The sequence below is a fragment of the Sediminibacterium salmoneum NBRC 103935 genome, from assembly GCF_000511175.1.
Taxonomy (GTDB): domain Bacteria; phylum Bacteroidota; class Bacteroidia; order Chitinophagales; family Chitinophagaceae; genus Sediminibacterium; species Sediminibacterium salmoneum.
In genome coordinates this window covers 609,936-612,872 of sequence record NZ_KI866530.1, presented here as the reverse complement: position 1 = coordinate 612,872, position 2,937 = coordinate 609,936, and the positions used below count along the sequence as shown (strand labels likewise).

Genomic DNA, 2,937 nt, shown 5'->3' with positions numbered 1-2,937 from the left:
TTAGAACCAAATATGATTTTCTTACCGTCTGGACTAATCATGGGAAACGCATCGAATCCCTGATCCCTGCTTATTTTCTGCTTATTGTTCCCTTCCAGATCTACCAAGTACATATTAAAGGGAAATCCTCTCTTGTATTCGTGGTTGCTTGAAATAATAATTCCTTTACTGTCCGGAGTAAAATTGGGTGCCCAGTTGGCCTGTCCCCAGCTGGTAATCTGTTTTGCATTGGAACCATCAGCATCAGCTACCCATACTTCCATATTGGTAGGCGCTACCAATCCTTCCTTTAATAACTCCTTGTATTCGGTTATTTCAGCTTCTGTTTTGGGTCTGCTGGCACGCCATACAATCTTTTTACCATCAGGGCTAAACCAGGCACCACCATCATATCCCAGGTCATGGGTAATTTGTTTTTCCTTTCCGCTGGCCAGGTCCATGATATACAATTCCAGGTCTCCGCTTTTATCGCTGCAATAAATCATTTTCTTGCCATCGTAAGAAAGGGTTGCTTCTGCATCATAGCCTTTTGCATTGGTTAATTTCTTTACAATTTTACCATTCAGGTCGGCCATGTATATATCGTAGCTGCTATACAAAGGCCAGATATATTTGTTACCGTACTTGCTACGATCCGGAACCGGAGGACATTCGGCTCCACCCTCGTGTGTAGAAGCATAAATAATATGTTTGCCATCGGGCATAAAATAAGCACAGGTAGATCTTCCTTTGCCGGTGCCTACTAATTTATAATTAAATTTCTCTCCGGGGTTTGTAGGAATCTTACCTACATAAATCTGATCACAATCAACCCCTTCCTTTGGATTGGTGCGCTGAAATACAACATGTTTACTGTCAAAACTCCAGTAAGCTTCCGCATTGTCTCCGCCGAAAGTTAACTGCTGTACATTCTTGAAATACTTCTCACCTTCAAAACGAAGGGTATCTCCGGGTACTTTGTTAACGGGCTGTGCACCAGGCTGGGCCGCAGCAACCAGCACAATAGCTGCCTGAGCAATAAAAAGGAAAGCTTTCTTCATAACGAATAATATATAAGTACAAAATTAGCTGGGTCCTCTTTGAATATTGTCAGGAAACTGTCATAGGTTCCAAACAGAAGAAAAAACAAATTAACTTTGCAACTTAAAATAACTCCATGCCCATCATTGCTCCCTCTCTGCTAAGTGCCAATTTTTTACACCTGGAAAAAGACTGTCAGATGCTGAATGAAAGCCAGGCAGATTGGTTTCATCTGGATGTTATGGACGGTCGGTTTGTTCCCAATATCAGTTTTGGATTACCCGTAATCAGTCATATCAGAAAAGCCACGAACAAAGTGTGCGATGTGCACCTGATGATTGAGGAACCGGAAAAATATGCGCAGGCATTTAAAGACGCGGGTGCCGATATTTTAACGGTACATATTGAAGCCTGCAACCACTTGCACAGAAATATCCAGCAAATAAAATCACTGGGCATGAAAGCGGGAATAGCAGTGAATCCGCATACTTCAGTAGAATTACTGAAAGACATTATTGCAGATGTAGATCTGGTTTGTCTAATGAGCGTGAACCCGGGTTTTGGAGGACAAAGTTTTATTCCCCAAACCCTCGAAAAAATAAAACAATTAAAAAGCATAATCAACAATGCTTCCAGCAATTGCCTAATTGAAATTGATGGAGGTGTTACCCTTGAAAATGCCAATGAAATCTTAACAGCCGGAGCAGATGTTTTAGTTGCAGGAAATACTGTATTTAAATCTGCAGACCCCAAGGCAACCATTGCAGCCTTAAAAGCACTATAAAGTATCGCAGATACAACAACACTAAACCTTTCCTGTTAGCGAATTGTTAGTAGATGAATCTTTCCACAGCTGTGCATAAGAATCATTAGGAAATATCTGTATGGCTGAATTAAATTTGAGAGAGAACGGTAAGGTTACCCGAGGAACCTGATTTTTAAACTAAAACCCTAGAGATTGACAGAAACAATCATTAGCCTGGAATCGGTAAATCCCATTGAGTTTTTTGGCGTCAATAATGGAAAACTCGATTTACTGAAGAAAAAATTTCCCCTCTTAAAAATCTTGTCAAGAGGCACTCAATTAAAACTGAGCGGCGCGCCCGAACAGATTGATACTGCCAAAGAAAAAATTGATTTAATTGTACAGTACCTGCAGAGAAACGGCCATCTGAGTGAAGGCTATTTCGAGCAGATTTTAGGTGGCGACGACGCCGAAGCCATCGATAATTTTGTAGACCGTAATCCCAATGATATCCTGGTATTCGGCCCCAATGGCAAAACCGTAAGGGCTAGAACGCAGAATCAGAAAAAAATGGTACATGCAGCCGACAGAAATGATATTGTGTTTGCCATTGGACCAGCGGGCACCGGTAAAACCTATACGGCTGTGGCACTGGCTGTAAGGGCATTAAAAAATAAGGTAGTCAAGAAAATCATTTTAACCCGCCCTGCTGTGGAAGCAGGTGAAAGCCTGGGATTCCTGCCTGGTGATTTAAAAGAAAAAATTGACCCCTATTTACGCCCTTTGTATGATGCACTGGACGACATGATACCTGCGGACAAACTGGGGTATTATATGAGTACCCGCACCATTGAAATTGCTCCCCTCGCCTATATGCGAGGCAGAACACTCGACAATGCATTCATCATTCTGGATGAAGCTCAGAATGCGAATGATCTGCAGTTGAAAATGTTTTTAACCCGTATTGGAGCCAATGCCAAAGCCATTATCACCGGCGACCCTACACAGATAGATCTACCTCGTAATATGCGAAGCGGACTAGACAAATCAACCCGGATTCTCCGGAATATTGAAGGCATTGCCCATATTGAATTAACAGAGGAAGATGTGGTAAGACATCGTTTGGTTAAAGCCATTATTAAGGCTTATGACAAGGAAAAAGAAAGGGAGGA

The 2,937-nt window shown here is 41.9% G+C and carries 3 protein-coding genes; 2 read left to right on the top strand and 1 reads right to left on the bottom strand.

What is annotated here, in order from left to right:
• Positions 1 to 1,040, bottom strand: a 1,040-nt coding sequence (locus P767_RS15550; protein WP_037351589.1) for a TolB family protein, incomplete at its 3' end; no start/stop codon positions are given.
• 116 nt (positions 1,041 to 1,156) lie between these two features.
• Between P767_RS15550 and rpe the strand changes: the two genes are divergently transcribed.
• Complete coding sequence (gene rpe, locus P767_RS0103065; RefSeq protein ID WP_026763359.1) at positions 1,157 to 1,804, top strand: ribulose-phosphate 3-epimerase; 648 nt, start codon at positions 1,157 to 1,159, stop codon at positions 1,802 to 1,804.
• Between the two features lie 174 nt (positions 1,805 to 1,978).
• A partial coding sequence (locus P767_RS15545) for a PhoH family protein (RefSeq protein ID WP_071840023.1) occupies positions 1,979 to 2,937 on the top strand: 959 nt, incomplete at its 3' end.